Here is a 17,142-nt window from a genome sequence, read left to right as displayed (position 1 = left end):
CCGTATTTACATCGCGGTTTCGGCAAGCCGCCGCCCATAGGCGGCAATTCCCTTGCCCACCGGCAGGCGGGTTCTCTGATATCGCGAAAGGGCAGTGGGCAGATCGTCCGTTTGCCGCAGCACATCGCGCAACGCCATCGCGTCGCCCGCGGCCTTGGAAACGCCCATCGCCGTGTGAGGGCGAACGACAAAGGCGGCATCGCCGACCAGCGCGATACGCTGCGACACCATCTCTCCGGCCTCATAGTCAAAAATGCCCTGGATGGATGGGGTTTCCTCCGCTTCCACGGCGAGCGCCAGTTGCGGCGGCAGAAGCGAAAACGCGTCTTCGCGCAATTGCCTGCGGCGATGCTCCGAGAGTTCTCCACGCGGCAGGGAATGTTCGAAATGCCGGCCGTCGCGGCCGGTGAAGGTCAAGTCAAGCTCATCAGTCGTCGTCGGGCGATACCAGACCCAGTTGTAACGGCGCTGCCCCGGCTGTGTCTCACCACGCGGTCCCGGCACGAGATAACCCAGAACATGAATTCCGGGCGCGATGTAGAAAGCAAAGCGGTCGAGCAGCAGGGCCGCATCGGCAGGCAATGCTGTTTCGGGGATAAGCCCGCGCCAGGCGACATAACCCGCATAGGCGTTTTCCGAATGGCGGTTGACGGCGCTCCGGATTGCAGAACCCAGACCGTCCGCGCCGATCACCAGATCGGCGCGTTCCTCTGTGCCGTCGGCGAAGGACAGCGTCACCCCTTCCGGGTCTTCCCGAACGGCATCGACCTGATGTCCGAGACGATAGGTATCGGCGTGGAGACGGGAGGATACGCGTTCAAACAGATAGTCCCATGAAACCTGCATCTGCGGCGTTTTTTGGCGCTGGGCGACCCGGCCATCGGCATCGAGGTAGATGCGTTCCTTTGCAACCACCCCGACATGGGCGACGTCTTCGCAGCCGATCTGACCGAGAACCTCGAACAGGTCTTGCTGCGGCACCAGCCCCGCACCGCGCCCGGCGAGGCCGGACGACGAGCGTTCATAAACTCTCACATCGTGTCCGTCCTCCTGCAGCAATATCGCCGTAAAGAGACCGGCAAGCGAGCCGCCGGCGATGCGGATTGTCAATGGTTTCATGGCTCGTTCCTGTCTTTCGAAAGTGTTTTGCGGCGTAATGTCTGGTCTTCGCCAGAAAGACCGGCGGATCGGACATGCCGAAACGCCGGTCTATAAGCGGACAGGGTATTCAACCCGGCATGATCGCTGGCTGGTTTGCGGGAAATTTCGCCACATCCTCGATGCTGACGTTCAGGTGCTGGGCCACCAGCGCCGGCGGGGTATGGGTCAGCCAGGACGACAGGCTGACCTCCTGATATTCGGCGGCCTTGAAGACCGCGACGAATTGCAGGTCGGTCTTCCCGGTATTTTCGATGATGTGACCCTGGCTTCTTTTCACATAGCCAATATCGCCGGCACGGAAATCGGCGGTCTGGCTGCGCGGGCCCGCGTCGAACACGGTCATCCGGCCTTCGCCCTTGATCCAGTATTGCCATTCATCCGCATTGGGGTGCCAGTGCATTTCACGCACGCCGCCGGGCTTGATCGTTTCGATGGCGGCGGCAATGGTTTTGGACACGGTAAAGGCGCTGCTGTCCGCAAGGCGAATGACGCCGGCGGTATTTTCCTTCAGAGGCTTGGATGCCGCGAGCTTGTAGGTGAAGGGGAAAGGCGGCAGACCGGCACCGGCAACGGCTTCCTGATCCCTGGAGAGTGGTCCCGGCTCCTTGCCTTGGAAGATCCAGAGGTTCTGCAGCGGAATGTTGCGGAACACATCCTGCGCGACGCCGAAATTCTTGGCCAGCAGTTCGGGGGAGGTATGCGCCAGCCAGTCCGTCAGAAGCAAGGTGCCATATTCGGATTGATCGCCTTCGTCGAACACGATGACGAATTCGCATCCATCAGGACCAAGGCCCTGCAGCGAATGGGGGTAACCGGCCGGAAAATACCAGAGGTCACCGGCCTCGACATCCTGCACATAGGCGCGACCCTGTGGATCGAGCACGGTGATGCGGCAGCGGCCATTGGTCATGATCGCCCATTCGGCGGCACGGTGCCAGTGCATCTCGCGAATGCCGCCCGGTCCGAGCCGCATGTTGACGCCGGAGACGGCATCCGAAATCGCGAAGTCCGACTTGGTCACCTGACGGGCCCAGCCGCCGTTCTGGATACGCTTGGCGGCATTGTTGAACGAGCCCCAGAAGAGCTGCATGTCGCCGACATCGGTCGCGGGCGGGCTCTGGAAGGAGGGAAACTGGTCGTTGATCGCCGGGTTCTTCGGGCCGGGATCGCTGAGCCCCGCGGCATTGGCATTGATGGCTCCCTCGGCGGGCTGGTCGGGATTGCCGAAAGATGCTGCTCCGGCTGCGCTGGCGGCAAGGGCGGTGCCGCCGACGGCGCCGATTGCGAGAACTGCACGTCTGGTCAACGTTTCCATTTCAGAACTCCTTGTTCATGGCGAGTTGGGACGAGCTGTCGATAGAGCGGGTTTGTGATGCGAGCTGGAGCACCGCGATGCGGTCGATCAGTTCGGCATTGAAGAGGCGTTGCTGCAACTGGCAGAAGGCCTTGGGATCGAGTGCGTCATGCCGGTCCGTTTTCCGGGCGGCGCGGGTGGCGACGCAGGAGGTCTTGTCCTCGGCCGGAACAGGCTGCGCGCCATCGTCCGCATCGCTGCCATCCGCAACGGGCGCGGAAAGTCCCGCCAGCCTGTCGATCGTCTGCGGTGCGAGGATGTGCAACGCGCCTGCCGACGTGATCTCTTCGGAGGCCGCGAGCGCCGGTTCGGCATCTCTGATGAGGAGGAGATTGCCGCCGAGCACTGCAATCGCACCCAATGCCAAAACCGCTGCGACTTTGAGACGACGAGGTTTGCGCTCGTCCGCATTCTTGCTGATGGAGGTCATGCCGTGCTCCACAAAAAGGGTGATGGTGTCGTCAGGATCGTCCCTGAAGGGAGGCGCTTGACTGGAGCAAAGGCTACGGCGGGGCGGAGGCGCCGGCATCTATACAGAGGTCTAGTTCGTATGGCAGAAGGTGTTGGTGGCTGGGCGCAGATGGAAGGCGGATGGCTGCCACGCCGGTTCGGCCCGCGCGGCAGCCGATGCCGGAGAGCCCCCGGCATCTTCACATGGACGACGATGCAGCCGATGTCCGGCTGCTGCTGTTACATGACCTGAGATAAGGAAGCGCGGCACCGGGCCGCGCTTGCAGAATGATAGTGGCTCTCAGCGCAGATTTCTGAAAGCTTCGCGAAGCTCCCTGGAGAAAATTTCCGGCTGCTCCCATGCCGCGAAATGTCCGCCATGATCCACCCGATGATAATAGGAGAGGGATGGATAGGCCTGCTTGCTCCAGCTTTCGGGCGCTTGATAGATCTCTTTTGGAAACACCGTTATGCCGACCGGGATTTTGATTTCCCGTGTCTTCTGGGCGTCCGCGCTGAAGTTGTTGTTGTTGTTTTCCCAGTAGAATCGCGCGCCGGACGCACCGCTATTGGTCAGCCAGTAGAGGGTGATGTCGTTCAGCATTTCATCGCGCGAAAGCACGCTTTCGGGCTGTCCGTTGCTATCGCTCCATTGCGCGAACTTCTCGTAGATGAACGAGGCAAGCCCGGCCGGGGAGTCGGATAAGGAATATCCGATCGTCTGAGGTCTTGTGACCATCATCGCGCCATAGGCGGCGTTCCTGCCGAAAAATCCCTGCAGCGCGTTATAGGCATCTCGTTCCGATGGCGACAGGTTCGCCGGTGCTGGATCACCGCCATTGATACCCTTCATGAGCGCTCCGGGAACGGTGGCCGGCATGTTGAGATGGATGCCGGCGAGACCTGCTGGAGCCTGCCGCGCCAGGGCATCGGAAATGACCGAACCATGGTCCCCGCCCTGGGAAACATAACGCGTATAGCCGAGGCGCTTTACAAGGGTGTCCCACGCCCGGGCGACGCGATCCGGACCCCAGCCCAGATCGGTCGGATGGCCTGAAAAGCCATAGCCGGGGATGGAGGGAATGATCACGTCGAACGCGTCCTCGGCTTTGCCGCCATAAGCGGTCGGGTCCGTCAGCGGGCCGATGACTTTCGTGAACTCGAAGATGGAACCCGGCCAGCCGTGGGTCAGGATGACGGGCAGGGCGTTGGGATGGCGGGAGCGGACATGAATGAAGTGGATGTCGACGCCGTCGATTTTGGTGACGAACTGGGGCAATGCGTTGAGTTCCTTCTCGGCATTCCGCCAGTCATAATCACTGCCCCAATATCGAACGAGGTCCTGAACCCGCGCCAGCTGGATGCCCTGCGAAATATCGCCAACGGTTTCCTTGTCCGGCCAGCGCGCATTCCTGATCCGGTTCTTCAGGTCGTCAAGCTGGGCCTGATCCACATGGACCTGAAACGGCCGAATACTATCGTCGGCAGACGTTTCGGATTGGGCGGGCTTGGTCTGTTCAACTGCCAGAGCAGGGTGGAAGGCCATCAAAACAGTCATTGCAGACCCAAGGACAAGAGCGGTTCTTCGTCCGTATTTTCCGGGGTTAACGGCATCAGTCATGTTTCTCTCCATATCGGTGTGGTTCGCGATCATCTCGCGCTAGGAACAGGTAGATGTTGATCGTATCCCGACTGTTTCTTTCCACCTGCCGTTGCGTCACAAAACGTTGGCTTCCGCGCGGCTGACACATAGGGATACAAATCAGTCTGCCGCAGTGACGGGCGCCCGCCGGGGCAGGCGCCCTGAAATATTCAGGTTACGGGGTGAGAATGGCTCGCGGTTCGAGCATGCCGTCGAGACCGAACGCACCGATCTCCCTGCCAATGCCGGATTGCTTGAAACCGCCGAAGGGCGCGCGTGGATCATGCGGGGCGCCGTTGATCACGACGCGGCCAGCCATCAGCCTTGCGGCGATCTGTTCGGCCTGTCTCAGGTCGGATCCCAGCACATAGGCCTGAAGTCCGTAGTTGCTGTCGTTGGCAATCTCGACGGCTTCGTCCTCATCCCGATAGGCGATGAGGCACAGGACCGGACCAAAGATTTCTTCACGGGCGATGCGCATGTCGTTTCTGACATCGGTAAAGATTGTCGGACGGGCGAACCATCCTTTTTCAAATCCCGCTGGTCGCCCGGTTCCGCCCGTCAGCAGGGTTGCCCCTTCTTCGATGCCAAGCCGGATATAGGCTTGAATTCTCTCCCACTGGGCGGGATTGGCGAGCGGTCCGATCCGGACGTCCGGATCGCGAGGGTCGCCAACCCTGAACCTCCCGGTTTCGATCTTCAGCCGTTCGGCAATCTCGGTGAGGCGGGACCGAGGGGCGAGGATGCGGGTGCCCGCGACGCAGGCCTGACCGCTATTGGCAAAGCCCGACATCAAGGCGACGGGTATTGCCCTGTCGAGGTCTGCATCCGGCAGGATGATGGTGGGTGCCTTGCCTCCCAGTTCCAGAACCACTCTCTTCATGCTGTCGATTGCGGCGCGTTGAATGATCTTTGCCGCCTGGGTGGAGCCGGTGAAACTGATGGTCGCCACGTCGGGGTCTTCCGTCAGCGCCGCACCGACCACCGGACCCGTGCCGTTGACGACGTTGAAAACGCCGGCCGGCAGGCCAGCCTGATGCAGCCTTCTGACCAGAATATCGGTCTGAAACGCACTCTGTTCGGCCGGTTTGATGACAAGGGGAGAACCGGAACCGATCGCATGCGCAAGCTTGGTGGCGATGAAGCCGAAATTGCTGTTCCAGGGCGTGATGGCGGCGAGAACGCCGCGCGGCAGCATCTTGACCGCGCTTTTACCCACGATCCGCTCGAAGTCGTAATTCGCGACGGTCTCCGCCATCACTTCGAAAACCGACGCTGCGTTCTGAAGGGAAAAAGTGGTGAAATAAGCGGGGGCGCCGTATTCTTCGGTCATGGCTTGAGCGAGCTCATCGGGCCGCTCCGCGATCGCGTCGCGCAGGCTCCGCAGCATTTCGATACGTTGCGCCTTGGTGGAGGCCGCCATGGCGGGAAAAGCGCGTTTTGCGGCTGCCACCGCTGCCCTTGCATCATCAGCGTTGCCAAGCCGTACATCGCCGATTTTTTCTTCGGTGGTGGGATTGAAAAGGTTCAGCCGCTCGTTGCCGGCTGGCACCACAAATTCACCGTTGACGTAGATATGTTCAATGGATCGCATTGATCTGACCTCATTCGAGATTGAGTGGCGAACTCGGTTGTCCTGGCTGTTCCGGCCATCGAATGACGCGCCTGACGCGGGCAGCATGAAACGTCGGGACGTTTCGCTGAATTCGTCACGGGGGTGGGAAGGAAGAGAGGAAAAAGCGAAAACGGCACCGGCAGATGCCGAGCCGTTCTCTTGTCATTCACATCGTTGAGATCGCGCCCAGAAGTCCTGCAAGCGGCGAGGGTTCTTGGGAGGTGAGATCGTAAATGCACGGCGCTGCGAATATCGCGGCAGACACGATCACGATGACGAGTGCACGCATGGAGACAGCCGTCCTAAGCGAGTGTGAGCGAGACATCGATGTTCCCCCGGGTTGCCTTCGAATAAGGGCAGATCTGGTGCGCATCCTCGATGATCGCCTGCGCGACGGGGCGGTCGATGCCGGGCAGGCTGACCGACAGGCGCGCCTGCAGAAAGAACGCGCTGTCCGTGGTGGCGAGATCGACTTCCGCATCGACGGCGGTGTCGGCGGGAAGCCGCAGCTGGCGTTTCGCCGCCGCTTTTGTCATGGCGCCGATAAAACATGCCGACCAGCCCGCGGCAAAAAGCTGTTCGGGATTCGTGCCCGGCTTTCCGCTGCCGGGGGGCGAAAGCTTGATGTCCAGCGCGCCGTCATCGCTGCGGGCCGATCCGTCGCGCCCGCCGGTCGTGTGGGTCTTGCCGGTATAAAGAACGGTATCGATGCTGGTCATGGGAGGCTCCTTTCATTTGCCGCTGCTGCGGCGTTTTCTGATAGGAGCTTTGTGACGGACCAGCGTATCCGGCATGTTTCCGGAAACGGCGAAACTGTATCGAAACGTAGCCTCACTTCTGCCGATGGTCGTCTTCGGACGTCGCCCTATCAGCGGAAAGTCACCTCGGCCGCAAGCCCGCCGCCCTGCCTGTTATAGAGCCGCACCGAGCCACCAATGGTTCCGGCAAGCTGCTGCGCGATCGCAAGGCCAAGACCTGTCCCGCCCGTGTCGCGGTTCCTTGATGTTTCGATCCGGAAGAAGGGCTGCATGGCGTTTTGCAGCATCTTGTCAGGAATACCCGGCCCGCGATCCAGCACCGTGACGACCACGGTGCCTTCGTCCTGCCGGTCCACTGCAATCTCGGCACTGCCGGCGAATTTGAGGGCGTTATCTATGAAGTTCGTCAATATTCGTCGCAATGCATGGGGCTTGGTCGAGACCGTGCCGCGGACGATGCCGGAAACCGAGACGGCTTTTCCGGTGTCCTGATAGTCGTAAGCGATGCTGTCGATGAAAGAGGCCAGATCGATGCGCGACGCTTTTTCGCCACTGCCATGCGTGCTGCGTGCATAAGCAATGCCATCCTGCACCAGACGTTCGATTTCACGCAGGTCCTTGACCAGTTTTTCCTTTTCCGGCGTATCGTCGGCCATATCGGCCCGCAATCGCATGCGGGTGATGGGCGTCTGCAGGTCATGCGAGATCGCCGCGAGAATCTGGACACGCTCCTCGAGATATTGCGCGATGCGATCGCGCATGGCGTTGAATGCGCGGGCGGCGTGGGCAACTTCGCTCGGGCCGTTCTCACTCATCGGAAGGCCCTTCTCCCCCGGATCGAGCGCCTCCGCTGCCGCGGCAAGCGCGCTCAGGGGACGGGTTGCCTGTCGGACCGCAAACCAGGTGCAAAGAAGCAGAAGCACCATTTGCGCGGCGAAGACGTAGGGCAGCCAATCCGCCAGCGGCATCACGCCGCGCGGAGTCACGTCGATTGTCAGTGGTGCGCCGTCCGACAGGGTCAGATGCGCCTGGAGCCTCTTGCCGTCACCGGGAATGGACTCGACCTTGACGGGAAACCTGTGTCCCGCCGCTTCCTCGATCCTCTGCGCAATTTCCGCGCCGCGTCCGGACATGTCGGAAACACCGGGAAGGCCGGGGCCGAGGACAAGCTGATAGTTACTGCGGCTCAGGCGATTGACCCATTTGGCGCGCTCATCCGCAGGCAGGCGGTCGATGATGGCAATCGATACCGCAAGGTCGCTCTCCAGCGTGCCGAGCATGACCGCCTTCGCCGACATGTATCTTTCGGCAAAAAGGATGCTGAAGGAGAGGCTGTAGGCAATGGCCAGACCGGCGAGCAGGATGAGAAAGAGCCTCGACCGCAACGAGCGTGGCCACCAGCCGACAGGCAGGCTTCGGCCGTTCATATCCTCGGCTCCGAAATCTCCACGGGAACCGAAAAGACATAACCTTCCGCCCGCACCGTCTTGATGTAGACGGGTTCCCGCGCGTCATCTCCCAGCCGCTGCCGCACACGGCTGACGAGAAGATCGATCGACCGGTCGAAGAGTTCGGCATCGCGTCCCTGGGTGAGGTTCAACAGCTGGTCCCGGTTAAGGACGCGCTGGGGATGATCGATGAAGACCCTGAGAAGCCGGTATTCAGCGCCGCTCAGCGCCACTGCCGTTCCCTCCCTGTCGAGCAGGTGGCGGCTGACCGTGTCGAGACGCCAGTCGCCGAAAGTCAGGAGTTGCCCCGCTTCGCTGATCTGCAGGTTGGGAGGCAGCATCCGGGTGCGACGCAGGATCGCCTTGATCCGCGCAAGAAGCTCCCGGGCCGCGAAGGGTTTAGACAGATAGTCGTCAGCACCCATTTCGAGACCGATGATGCGATCCATCTCGTCATCGCGGGCGGTCAGCATGAGCACCGGCGTCGCCTTGTGTTTGCCGGCCCGCAACTCACGGCAGAGAACGAGCCCGTCATCGCCGGGCATCATTACGTCGAGCACGATCAGATCGACGGCATTGCCGTCGAGAAAACTCCGCATCTGCCGTCCGTCGGCCGCTACACTTGCGCGCAGGCCGTTCTTCTTCAGGTAGCTGGAGACCAGCTCCCGGATTTCCCTGTCGTCATCCACGACGAGAATGTGGTCGATATGTTCCATTGGATGCCTTCGTCGTCCGGACGGTTCGGGTGGCCCGCAACCCGCGTCACTGCTGTCACATGCAGTAAGACAACGGTTCGCGGGCTTCGGCAAGCCTAAAGCTTTGCAACGTCCAGAACGGCCTTTGCAAATGCCTCGGGCGCTTCCTGCGCAAGGTTGTGGCCGATGCCGCCGGTAATGTTGCGATGCTGGTATTTGCCGGAAAACTTCGCCGCATAAGCGGAAGGATCCGGATGCGGCGCGCCATTGGCGTCACCTTCCAGCGTTATGGTCGGAACGGCGATGACGGGGAGTTTCGCAAGCCGGCGCTCATAGTCGTCATATTTGGCTTCCCCATCGGCCAGCGCCAGCCGCCAGCGGTAATTATGGATGGTGATCGCTACATGGTCGGGATTGTCGAATGCCGGGGCTGAACGATCGAATGTCTCGTCGCTGAATTTCCAGGTCGGAGACGCCGTCTGCCAGATCAGGCGGACGAAGTCGCGGGTGTTGGCGGCATAGCCTGCACGGCCGCGTTCTGTCGCGAAATAGAACTGATACCACCAGGACAGCTCCGCCTTGGGCGGAAGCGGCTTCTTGTTGATCTCCTGGTTGCCGATCAGATAGCCGCTGACCGACACGAGGCCCGTGCAGCGTTCGGGCCAGAGCGCCGCCATGATATCGGCCGTGCGCGCGCCCCAGTCATAACCGGCCACGATGGCCTGTTTCACGCCGAGCGCATCGAGAAAGGCGATCATGTCGACCGCAAGCGCCGCCTGCTGTCCGTTGCGTGGCGTGTCGTCCGAGAGAAAACGTGTCGTGCCATAGCCGCGCAGATAGGGGATGAGCACCCGATATCCCGCCGAAGCAAGAATGGGCGCGACATCCACATAGCTGTAGATGTCATAGGGCCATCCGTGCAGCAGCAGAACGGCCGGGCCGTCCGCCGGACCGGCTTCGGCATAACCGACGCTCAGCACGCCCGCTTTGACCTCTTTCAAGGCGCCAAAGGAGGTCGCTCCTTCGCGTCCGGTTGATGGACCCTGCGAAGGCGCTTCGCCCTTGGCGTGAGCGAGGCTCGCCGCCCCGAATTCGACGGCGGCAACGGTCATCGCGGCAATGCCGAAGAAGCGGCGGCGCTGTAAATCGATCCTGGAATTCATTGCTGTCTCTCCTGTCCTTGTTGGATGACGGGCAGGAAACGCGGTTCGTGTATCCTCGATGTGTCCCGGGGGAGGCGAATGTGAATGGTTTTGTAGCAGGGGCCATTCTGGATACATAAGGATACATTCGGCCTGTTCCCCTGAACGCAATCAGCCGCCCCATCGTCAGGAGCGGCTGCAACAGGACCCGTGAACGGGCGATGATGGTCGGGGCTCCGGGCGGTAAAGGCGGCCCGGCGACGACGCCAGCCTCCCGGCCGAACGATCCTGTCATGCGTCAGGGCGCGTATCGCGTGAAGACGAAATCATGGTCCTTGACGTTGCCCTCATGGCAGGAGAGACAGGTCTCATGCTGCGCGACATCGACCGGTTTGCCGTTGACGAACCGCCCGAAACCCCAGCCGTGGCTGTCGGGATATTTTTTGGAGTCCTTCACCATCACCTGCACGGTGGTTGCCGCTCCCGGCACCGTGGCCGGCGGAAACTCCGTTGATTGCTGCCTCTTATAGGCAAGCTTCACCAGGATCGAGCCGTCGGGAAAGGGTAAGGTTCCGCTCTTATAGGCGTCGACCGCGATATCGTTTGCCAGAACGGCGCGCAGCTCGTCCAGGGGTGGGGCTTCCTGGGCGGGCGCGATAAACTGCCAGTCACGATATCCTTCCGGAAGCGTGACACCATAGATGGGAGAGGCGTTTTCCGGCGGTGTGTCCGCAAGGCTGGAATAAACGGCCCCAAAACCTGCTCCTGCGACCGAGAGAGCGACGGCGAAGAAAATCTGGCTCTTCATGAAAAATCCTGCCTGATCCGAAAAAGATCAGGCGATGATCTGCGCCGCAGGTATCCGGCATGTTTCACGAAACCCGCATTTATGTATCGGATTGTAGCCGGACGCCGTGCCGCCCCCGGCCGGGCGTCGTTTTAGATGCCGGCCAGCCCGTTCACGTCGTCGTCCTTTCGTGCCTCCATCGCGGCCCTGATCGCCTTCTGGATTTCGTCCTCTATGGCCTTCCTTTCGTCGGGCGGCATGGCGGCGAGGTCTCCCTCCGACAATCCCCGTGCCTCCAGATATTGCGCCCGGATTTTCTCACCGAGGCTCATATGCGCCCATTTGCTCAACTCCTCCTCCTCCGGGCTCGGTCCGCCGCCCTGCAGCGGAGCCTCCTCGATAGACCCCTGCTGCTGCCCCTGGAGCGACCAGAGCGCATTGGCAAGATTGGAGGAAATGGAGGGCGCAGCCCCACCCGAGATCGGCGAAGCCGACCGCTCGGAAGCCTGGCCAAGGGCCGGTTGAGAAACGTCCTGCGGCCGCGCGCGCGTGTAGAGCAGGGCAGTGGAGCCAATACGATCGATAGTGGACATGGGTGTATCTCCCTTTCGCCCGCAACCTGACGCAACTTGCTTGCGCCTGGCTTGCCGCCATCATCGCCTGCGGTCAATGAACCGCGAAGCGGCATCCGGACATGGCAGATCCGAACCTCCGCTGGAGAGGACAATGCACGGCGCTATGGCGATCCTTACCGCGCTTTTCGTTATCCTTTCGATGGTGGGGTCCCGTCGCCCGGCTGCCCGGAAATCGGGAATGTCAGGGACACACGAGCGCCACAACCGGGCTGAGACGTGATTTTGGCATCACCGCCGCTCTGGCGCAGGAAACCGTAGACCATGGCGAGGCCAAGGCCCGTGCCGCCCTGTTGGGCACGCGTAGTAAAATAGGGTTCGAAAGCGCGGTCCACCGCGTCCTGATCCATGCCTTGCCCGTTGTCCTCCACCGAAATCTCGACTGCATTGTCCGATGTCTGCGCAGCGATGATGATGACCCCTCCGCCTGGCATGGCTGCGGCTGAGTTGAGGCAAAGATTGAGAATGGATTGTTCGAACAGGGCGGCGTCCAGCGCCAGCCTTGGTAGATCATCCTGGAGGCGAAGGCTGATCTGGTTGCGCGTACCGACCGCAATCTCGAGAACATCCACCATTCCCTTCAGGAGCGAGGCGACATCCACATAGACGGGATGGATCGGCTGCTGGCTGCCGATGGAGAGCATGCTGCTGGCAAGCTGGCGGCCACGATCGGCGGCTTTGCGGATGCGATTGATGTTGCGCTGCTGGCGCTCGCTGAAGCCTGTTTCGCGCTCCAGAAGCCCGAGGCTTCCGGTAATGATGCCGATCATGTTGCCGACTTCGTGGCTGAGCTGATGGGTCATGCGCATGATGCCGTCAAGCCGCTGCGCCTTTGCAGCTTCTGCCTCCTGGCGGTCGAGCGCTGTCACGTCGCGGGCCAGAAGCACGATGCCGCCGTCCGGTTGCCGGGAGACGGCAATCTCCGTGACCTGCTGGTCCAGTGTGCGGTGGCGCACGGTTATCCGGCTGGCAAGTCCGCCGGGATCTTCGGAGGAGGGCAAGAGGGCTGGATCGATCTCCGGTATCGTTTCGACGAAGGAGCGCAACGGCAGCTTCCTGGAATAACCGCCACGTTTTCCGACAAGCTCGATGATGCGCCTGTTCATGGTGATGGGCAGGCCGGCGGCATTAAACAGCGCGATGCCCTCGTTCATTGTCCGGAAGGTGGAGCGGATTGTCCGGGCCGCGGCTTCGGCCGTGCGGCGAAGACGGGACACGCGGTCGACGCTGTCCTTGAAGGCACGAAATGCGTCCGACAGGCGGATGAGTTCGGTTTCCGAGCCACGATAGGTGGGCAGGCTGACATTCTGCTCGCCATTTGCGAGGGAATTCATGCCGCCTGAAAGTGTCGTTATGCCGTGTGAGACCCGCATGACGGAGCGGATGGAGAGGGTCGAGAGAATGATGACGACCACAAACGCGATCGCGACCATGACGATCAGCCGGGTGAGCGCCGCCGAAGCCGAGGCGAGGCCCTGCGTCAGTCTGTGTGCGACGGCTTCGCTCTGCGTTTCGGTTGCGTGGGAAAGGTTGCGGGAGACGACGTGGAGTTTCGATACGGAGGACTGGATCGCAAACATCTCCAGAAGATATTGCGTCTGGGCGTCGAACACCCGTTTGTAAGGTGCAAGCCCCTCGGCTCCTGCGTCATCCATCGCGGCCGGCTCATTCATGAAATAGCCGGTTTCCGAGGTGAAACGACGCTGCAATTCACCCAGCTGGAACAGGCTGGCGGAATTGGCGGCAGCCTGTACGATGGCGTTCAGGCGCTGGCGAAGGGCTCCTTCGGTGACGGCCTGACCCGTTGCGATTTCGCCGAGTGCCGCTGCCGCCTCCGCCTTGTGCTGCTGGGCTGCATCCGCATCCGCCGCGAGCGACAGGGTTTGCTGGCGAATGGCCTGGAGCAGCTCGACGATATCGTCGTTTGGAATGGCGTTCTGCGTTTCGGCTTTCTTGTATTGGGCGATGGTCACAAGAAGGCTGTCCACCTGCGAAACGACCGCGCGACTTTCGCTCGATACGCGGTAAGGCGATGTCGCATTCATCAGCAGCGGCGCGCTGGAAACGAGATCGGCTACCTGCCGCGACACGAGCGAAGCGCGTGCAAGGCTGGAGAAGGCCTGCAGGCTGTAAGTCGCCATTTCGGTTTTCGCCTTCTGCAGGCCGTAGATTGCGACCGCCGACAGAATGAAGACCGATGAGCATATGAAGACGATGGCAAAGGGCAGGCGAAACGCGATTGACTGGAGGAAGAGCCTGTTGATCACAATTGCGGCTCGGCATTGTCTGTATGGAGGACGTAACCCTTGCCTCTGCGTGTCTGGATATGTTGCGGCAGATCCGGGTTGCGCTCGATCTTCCGGCGCAGGCGAAGCACCAGAACATCGACGTTGCGATCGATGAAACGGTCGCTTTCCGCGCCGAGGCGATCGAGGATATGGGATCGGCTGACCGGCCTGTTCGGCGTTTCCGCCAGGATCTCCAGAAGCGCGAATTCGGCCGTCGTCAGCGTCCTGCTGCGGTCTGCAAGGCAGACGGCGCGCCGCCCAGAAAGATCGACCGCCCAGTCTCCAAGCCTCAGCGAATTCATTTCGGTTTCGCGTTCCGGCTCTTTTTCGACCTTGAGGGAGGGAGCGATGCGCCGAAGAACGGCCTTGATCCGTGCCGTCAGTTCAATCGGCTCGAAAGGTTTGACGACATAGTCGTCTGCGGCGGTTTCCAGACCCAGCACGCGCTCGGTTGCGCTGCCAGCCGCCGTTACCATGACAATGCCGACATTCAGTCCCAGCTCGGTGCGGATGCGCTGGGCGAAGGTTCTGCCGGAAATTCCGGGCAGATTGTGATCGAGAAGCACGAGATGGATGTGTTCGTGTCCCAGTGTCGCCGCGGCATCTTCCGCCGAGTGTACCACAAGCGGAGACCAGCCTTCGGCCTCCACAAGATCGGCAATCAGTTCCGCCATATCAGGATCGTCTTCGACGATCAGTATCCCGATCCTCTGTTTCTGCACCATGAAGTCCTCCCATCACCGATCATATGCAAGAGGACCGAAATATTCAAAAGCTCGATGATGACTGGTTCTGTTACATTTGTAATATTCGTAACCAATTCCGCCCCGCAGCCGTCTTTTGTTGAAAAATCGGTAACCATTCAACGGATTGCGCAAATCGCGGGTTCTGGCATGCTTGTCCTCAAGAATGGAACGGGGAGGTTCCAGGGGAGGACAAGGTGAAAGCATCGCTTGCGGCATTCAGCGCCGGTTTAGCCCTTTGGGCCCTCGGCACTGCCGGAGCGCAGGCCGATGGAAGGCTGAACATCCTCTGCGCGGCGGATGATGCCTGGTGCGCGACGATGCAGCGCGCTTACGAAACGAAAACCGGCGTGCAGACCATCATGGTCCGCAAGAGCACCGGTGAAATTCTCGAACAGGTCCGCAAGGAAAAGGACGCGCCGACGGTTGACGTCTGGTGGGCGGGTACGGGTGATACCCATTTGCAGGCCGCATCCGAAGGGCTTCTGGAAGCCTATGCCTCGAAGAATGAAACCGAGGTTCTTCCCTGGGCGCAGAATTTCTTCACCATGTCGGGTGGGCAATCGGCCGGCATTTATGCGGGTGCGCTCGGTTTTGCCTATAATAGCGACCTTCTGCAGCGGCAAGGGCTTCCGGTTCCAAGTTGCTGGAAAGACCTGATCAGTGAGACCTATCGCGGCAAAATTCTGGCCGGCAATCCGAACTCGTCGGGCACCGCCTTCACCATGCTCGCGACCCTCGTCCAGCTTTTCGGCGAGGAGGAGGCGTTCAGCTACATGAAGGCGCTCGATCAGAACGTGGCCGAATATACCAAGGCGGGCTCCGCGCCGGTCAAGGCGGCGGCGCGCGGAGAAGCAGTGATCGGCATATCCTTCATGCATGATGCCGTCACGCAGAAGGAGGCGGGTGCACCCCTCGTCATCGTCGCTCCCTGTGAGGGAACCGGTTATGAGATCGGCGCAGTCAGCATCGTCAGGGGCACGAAAAACCGGGAGGAAGCCCGGCGGTTCGTGGACTTTGCGCTGAGCCCCGAAGGGCAGGCCACGGGGGCTGCTGCGGGGCAGAACCAGGTGCCGTCCAATGCGAAAGCAGCGTTGCCGGCGGGCGCGCCGGACCTCTCCCTGATCAAGATGGTCGATTACGACTTTGCGACATTCGGCACACCGGAAGAACGGGGGCGGCTTTTGCGCCGGTTTGATACGGAAGTACATCCCCCCAGCCAATAACCAGACGACTTGAAGCGGACAAAAACGACAGCCACCGGCATGTCGAACGGCGAAGCCATGTCCGCAGACTTATTCAGACGCAAAAAATGGAGGAAATCATGCGACTGACGATCATATCCAGCCTGCTTCTGGCAGGCACAACTCTCTTGAGCGTTCCGGCCCATGCTGCCGGCGACCTCAATCTCATCTGCGCTGCGGATGTGGTGATCTGCGAGCAGATGAAGGGTGACTTCGAAAAGAGCCATGACATCAAGGTCAACATGGTGCGCATGTCCTCGGGTGAGGCTTACGCCAAGATCCGCGCGGAGGCCCGCAACCCGAAAACCGACATATGGTGGGCCGGCACCGGCGATCCACATCTTCAGGCGGCTTCTGAAAACCTGACGCTGGAATATAAATCGAAGATGCTCGACCAGTTGCAGGACTGGGCGAAAAACCAGGCCGAAAGTGCCGGTTACAAGACGGTCGGCGTTTATGCCGGTGCGCTCGGCTGGGGATACAATACGGATATCTTCAAGAAGAAGGGCTACAAGGAACCGAAGTGCTGGGCTGATCTCCTGGCGCCCGAGCTGAAGGGCGAAATCCAGATCGCCAACCCGAATTCCTCCGGCACGGCCTATACCGCGCTTGCCTCGCTGGTGCAGATCATGGGTGAAGATCAGGCCTTTGATTATCTGAAGAAGCTCAACGGCAATATTTCGCAATACACCAAGTCGGGCTCGGCCCCGGTCAAGGCGGCGGCGCGTGGCGAAACGGCTGTCGGCATCGTCTTCATGCATGACGCCGTGGCACAGACGGCGGAAGGCTTTCCTGTGAAGTCGGTCGCGCCGTGTGAGGGCACCGGCTACGAAATCGGCTCCATGTCCATCGTCAAGGGCGCGCGCAATCTCGAAAACGCCAAGACCTGGTATGACTGGGCGCTTCAGCCCGACGTTCAATCGCGCATGAAGGATGCGAAGTCGTTCCAGCTTCCGTCGAACAAGACGGCCGAAATCCCCAAGGAAGCGCCGCGCTTCGAGGATATCAAGCTGATCAATTACGACTTCAAGACCTATGGCGATCCTGAAAAGCGCAAGGCCCTGCTTGAGCGCTGGGACAAGGACGTCGGCGCCGCCGCCAACTGATAATCCCATGCCGGCTGCCTTCGTTTCTCAATGACGAAGGCAGCCCCTTTCCGACACACTCAATTTTGTGAGGTTGA

The 17,142-nt window shown here is 60.7% G+C and carries 15 protein-coding genes; 2 read left to right on the top strand and 13 right to left on the bottom strand.

The window, feature by feature from the left end:
- Nucleotides 1-6 precede the first annotated feature (6 nt).
- The 13 genes from QD336_RS13210 to QD336_RS13150 form a co-directional block, all read right to left on the bottom strand.
- A complete protein-coding gene (locus tag QD336_RS13210; RefSeq protein WP_269345636.1) occupies nt 7-1,119 on the bottom strand; it encodes an FAD binding domain-containing protein in 1,113 nt (370 codons plus the stop codon).
- Between the two features lie 109 nt (nt 1,120-1,228).
- Nucleotides 1,229-2,476, bottom strand: a complete 1,248-nt coding sequence (locus QD336_RS13205) for an oxalate decarboxylase family bicupin (protein WP_269345638.1) — start codon at nt 2,474-2,476, stop codon at nt 1,229-1,231.
- Between the two features lies 1 nt (nt 2,477).
- A complete protein-coding gene (locus QD336_RS13200; protein ID WP_499171024.1) occupies nt 2,478-2,945 on the bottom strand; it encodes a hypothetical protein in 468 nt (155 codons plus the stop codon).
- Between the two features lie 321 nt (nt 2,946-3,266).
- Nucleotides 3,267-4,511, bottom strand: coding sequence for an epoxide hydrolase family protein (locus QD336_RS13195; protein WP_269345783.1), 1,245 nt, complete (start codon nt 4,509-4,511; stop codon nt 3,267-3,269).
- 271 nt (nt 4,512-4,782) lie between these two features.
- Nucleotides 4,783-6,201, bottom strand: a complete 1,419-nt coding sequence (locus QD336_RS13190; RefSeq protein ID WP_269345641.1) for an aldehyde dehydrogenase family protein — start codon at nt 6,199-6,201, stop codon at nt 4,783-4,785.
- 323 nt (nt 6,202-6,524) lie between these two features.
- The gene (locus QD336_RS13185) at nt 6,525-6,941 is read right to left on the bottom strand and encodes an organic hydroperoxide resistance protein (protein WP_269345642.1); all 417 of its coding nucleotides are present in this window, start codon (nt 6,939-6,941) and stop codon (nt 6,525-6,527) included.
- A gap of 149 nt (nt 6,942-7,090) precedes the next feature.
- On the bottom strand, nt 7,091-8,407 hold the full coding sequence (locus QD336_RS13180; RefSeq protein WP_499171023.1) for a sensor histidine kinase: 1,317 nt from the start codon (nt 8,405-8,407) through the stop codon (nt 7,091-7,093).
- Complete coding sequence (locus QD336_RS13175; protein WP_269345645.1) at nt 8,404-9,144, bottom strand: response regulator; 741 nt, start codon at nt 9,142-9,144, stop codon at nt 8,404-8,406. The genes QD336_RS13180 and QD336_RS13175 overlap by 4 nt, the downstream gene beginning before the upstream one ends.
- Nucleotides 9,145-9,239: 95 nt before the next feature.
- Nucleotides 9,240-10,286, bottom strand: a complete 1,047-nt coding sequence (locus QD336_RS13170) for an alpha/beta fold hydrolase (RefSeq protein ID WP_499171022.1) — start codon at nt 10,284-10,286, stop codon at nt 9,240-9,242.
- Between the two features lie 277 nt (nt 10,287-10,563).
- Nucleotides 10,564-11,073 carry a cytochrome P460 family protein gene (locus QD336_RS13165; protein WP_269345648.1) on the bottom strand — a complete coding sequence of 170 codons (510 nt, stop codon included), beginning with the start codon at nt 11,071-11,073 and terminating at the stop codon, nt 10,564-10,566.
- 131 nt (nt 11,074-11,204) lie between these two features.
- Nucleotides 11,205-11,645 (bottom strand): hypothetical protein, encoded by a 441-nt coding sequence (locus tag QD336_RS13160; protein ID WP_269345649.1) that lies wholly within the window; start codon nt 11,643-11,645, stop codon nt 11,205-11,207.
- 170 nt (nt 11,646-11,815) lie between these two features.
- Nucleotides 11,816-13,951: a sensor histidine kinase gene (locus tag QD336_RS13155; protein ID WP_499171021.1), complete on the bottom strand. Its 2,136-nt coding sequence runs from the start codon at nt 13,949-13,951 to the stop codon at nt 11,816-11,818.
- Entirely contained in the window at nt 13,948-14,697 is a 750-nt protein-coding gene (locus tag QD336_RS13150) for a response regulator transcription factor (protein ID WP_442864949.1), read from the bottom strand. Before QD336_RS13150 ends, QD336_RS13155 begins: the two co-directional genes overlap by 4 nt.
- A 215-nt stretch (nt 14,698-14,912) precedes the next feature.
- Between QD336_RS13150 and QD336_RS13145 the strand changes: the two genes are divergently transcribed.
- Complete coding sequence (locus QD336_RS13145; RefSeq protein WP_499171020.1) at nt 14,913-15,941, top strand: ABC transporter substrate-binding protein; 1,029 nt, start codon at nt 14,913-14,915, stop codon at nt 15,939-15,941.
- Between the two features lie 98 nt (nt 15,942-16,039).
- Complete coding sequence (locus QD336_RS13140; protein WP_499171019.1) at nt 16,040-17,065, top strand: ABC transporter substrate-binding protein; 1,026 nt, start codon at nt 16,040-16,042, stop codon at nt 17,063-17,065.
- Nucleotides 17,066-17,142: the final 77 nt, after the last annotated feature.

Source organism: Rhizobium sp. BR 250, assembly GCF_047445855.1.
In the GTDB taxonomy this organism is placed as follows: domain Bacteria; phylum Pseudomonadota; class Alphaproteobacteria; order Rhizobiales; family Rhizobiaceae; genus Agrobacterium; species Agrobacterium tumefaciens_I.
The sequence above is the reverse complement of the archived record's forward strand: the minus strand, read 5'-3'. Positions and strand labels throughout refer to the sequence as shown.

What these genes read in the sequence shown, in the direction of transcription:
- QD336_RS13210 (WP_269345636.1), bottom strand. Translation starts at nt 1,119, where the DNA reads ATGAAACCATTGACAATCCGCATCGCCGGCGGCTCGCTTGCCGGTCTC.
- QD336_RS13205 (WP_269345638.1), bottom strand. Translation starts at nt 2,476, where the DNA reads ATGGAAACGTTGACCAGACGTGCAGTTCTCGCAATCGGCGCCGTCGGC.
- QD336_RS13200 (WP_499171024.1), bottom strand. Translation starts at nt 2,945, where the DNA reads ATGACCTCCATCAGCAAGAATGCGGACGAGCGCAAACCTCGTCGTCTC.
- QD336_RS13195 (WP_269345783.1), bottom strand. Translation starts at nt 4,511, where the DNA reads ATGGCCTTCCACCCTGCTCTGGCAGTTGAACAGACCAAGCCCGCCCAA.
- QD336_RS13190 (WP_269345641.1), bottom strand. Translation starts at nt 6,201, where the DNA reads ATGCGATCCATTGAACATATCTACGTCAACGGTGAATTTGTGGTGCCA.
- QD336_RS13185 (WP_269345642.1), bottom strand. Translation starts at nt 6,941, where the DNA reads ATGACCAGCATCGATACCGTTCTTTATACCGGCAAGACCCACACGACC.
- QD336_RS13180 (WP_499171023.1), bottom strand. Translation starts at nt 8,407, where the DNA reads ATGAACGGCCGAAGCCTGCCTGTCGGCTGGTGGCCACGCTCGTTGCGG.
- QD336_RS13175 (WP_269345645.1), bottom strand. Translation starts at nt 9,144, where the DNA reads ATGGAACATATCGACCACATTCTCGTCGTGGATGACGACAGGGAAATC.
- QD336_RS13170 (WP_499171022.1), bottom strand. Translation starts at nt 10,286, where the DNA reads ATGAATTCCAGGATCGATTTACAGCGCCGCCGCTTCTTCGGCATTGCC.
- QD336_RS13165 (WP_269345648.1), bottom strand. Translation starts at nt 11,073, where the DNA reads ATGAAGAGCCAGATTTTCTTCGCCGTCGCTCTCTCGGTCGCAGGAGCA.
- QD336_RS13160 (WP_269345649.1), bottom strand. Translation starts at nt 11,645, where the DNA reads ATGTCCACTATCGATCGTATTGGCTCCACTGCCCTGCTCTACACGCGC.
- QD336_RS13150 (WP_442864949.1), bottom strand. Translation starts at nt 14,697, where the DNA reads ATGGTGCAGAAACAGAGGATCGGGATACTGATCGTCGAAGACGATCCT.
- QD336_RS13140 (WP_499171019.1), top strand. Translation starts at nt 16,040, where the DNA reads ATGCGACTGACGATCATATCCAGCCTGCTTCTGGCAGGCACAACTCTC.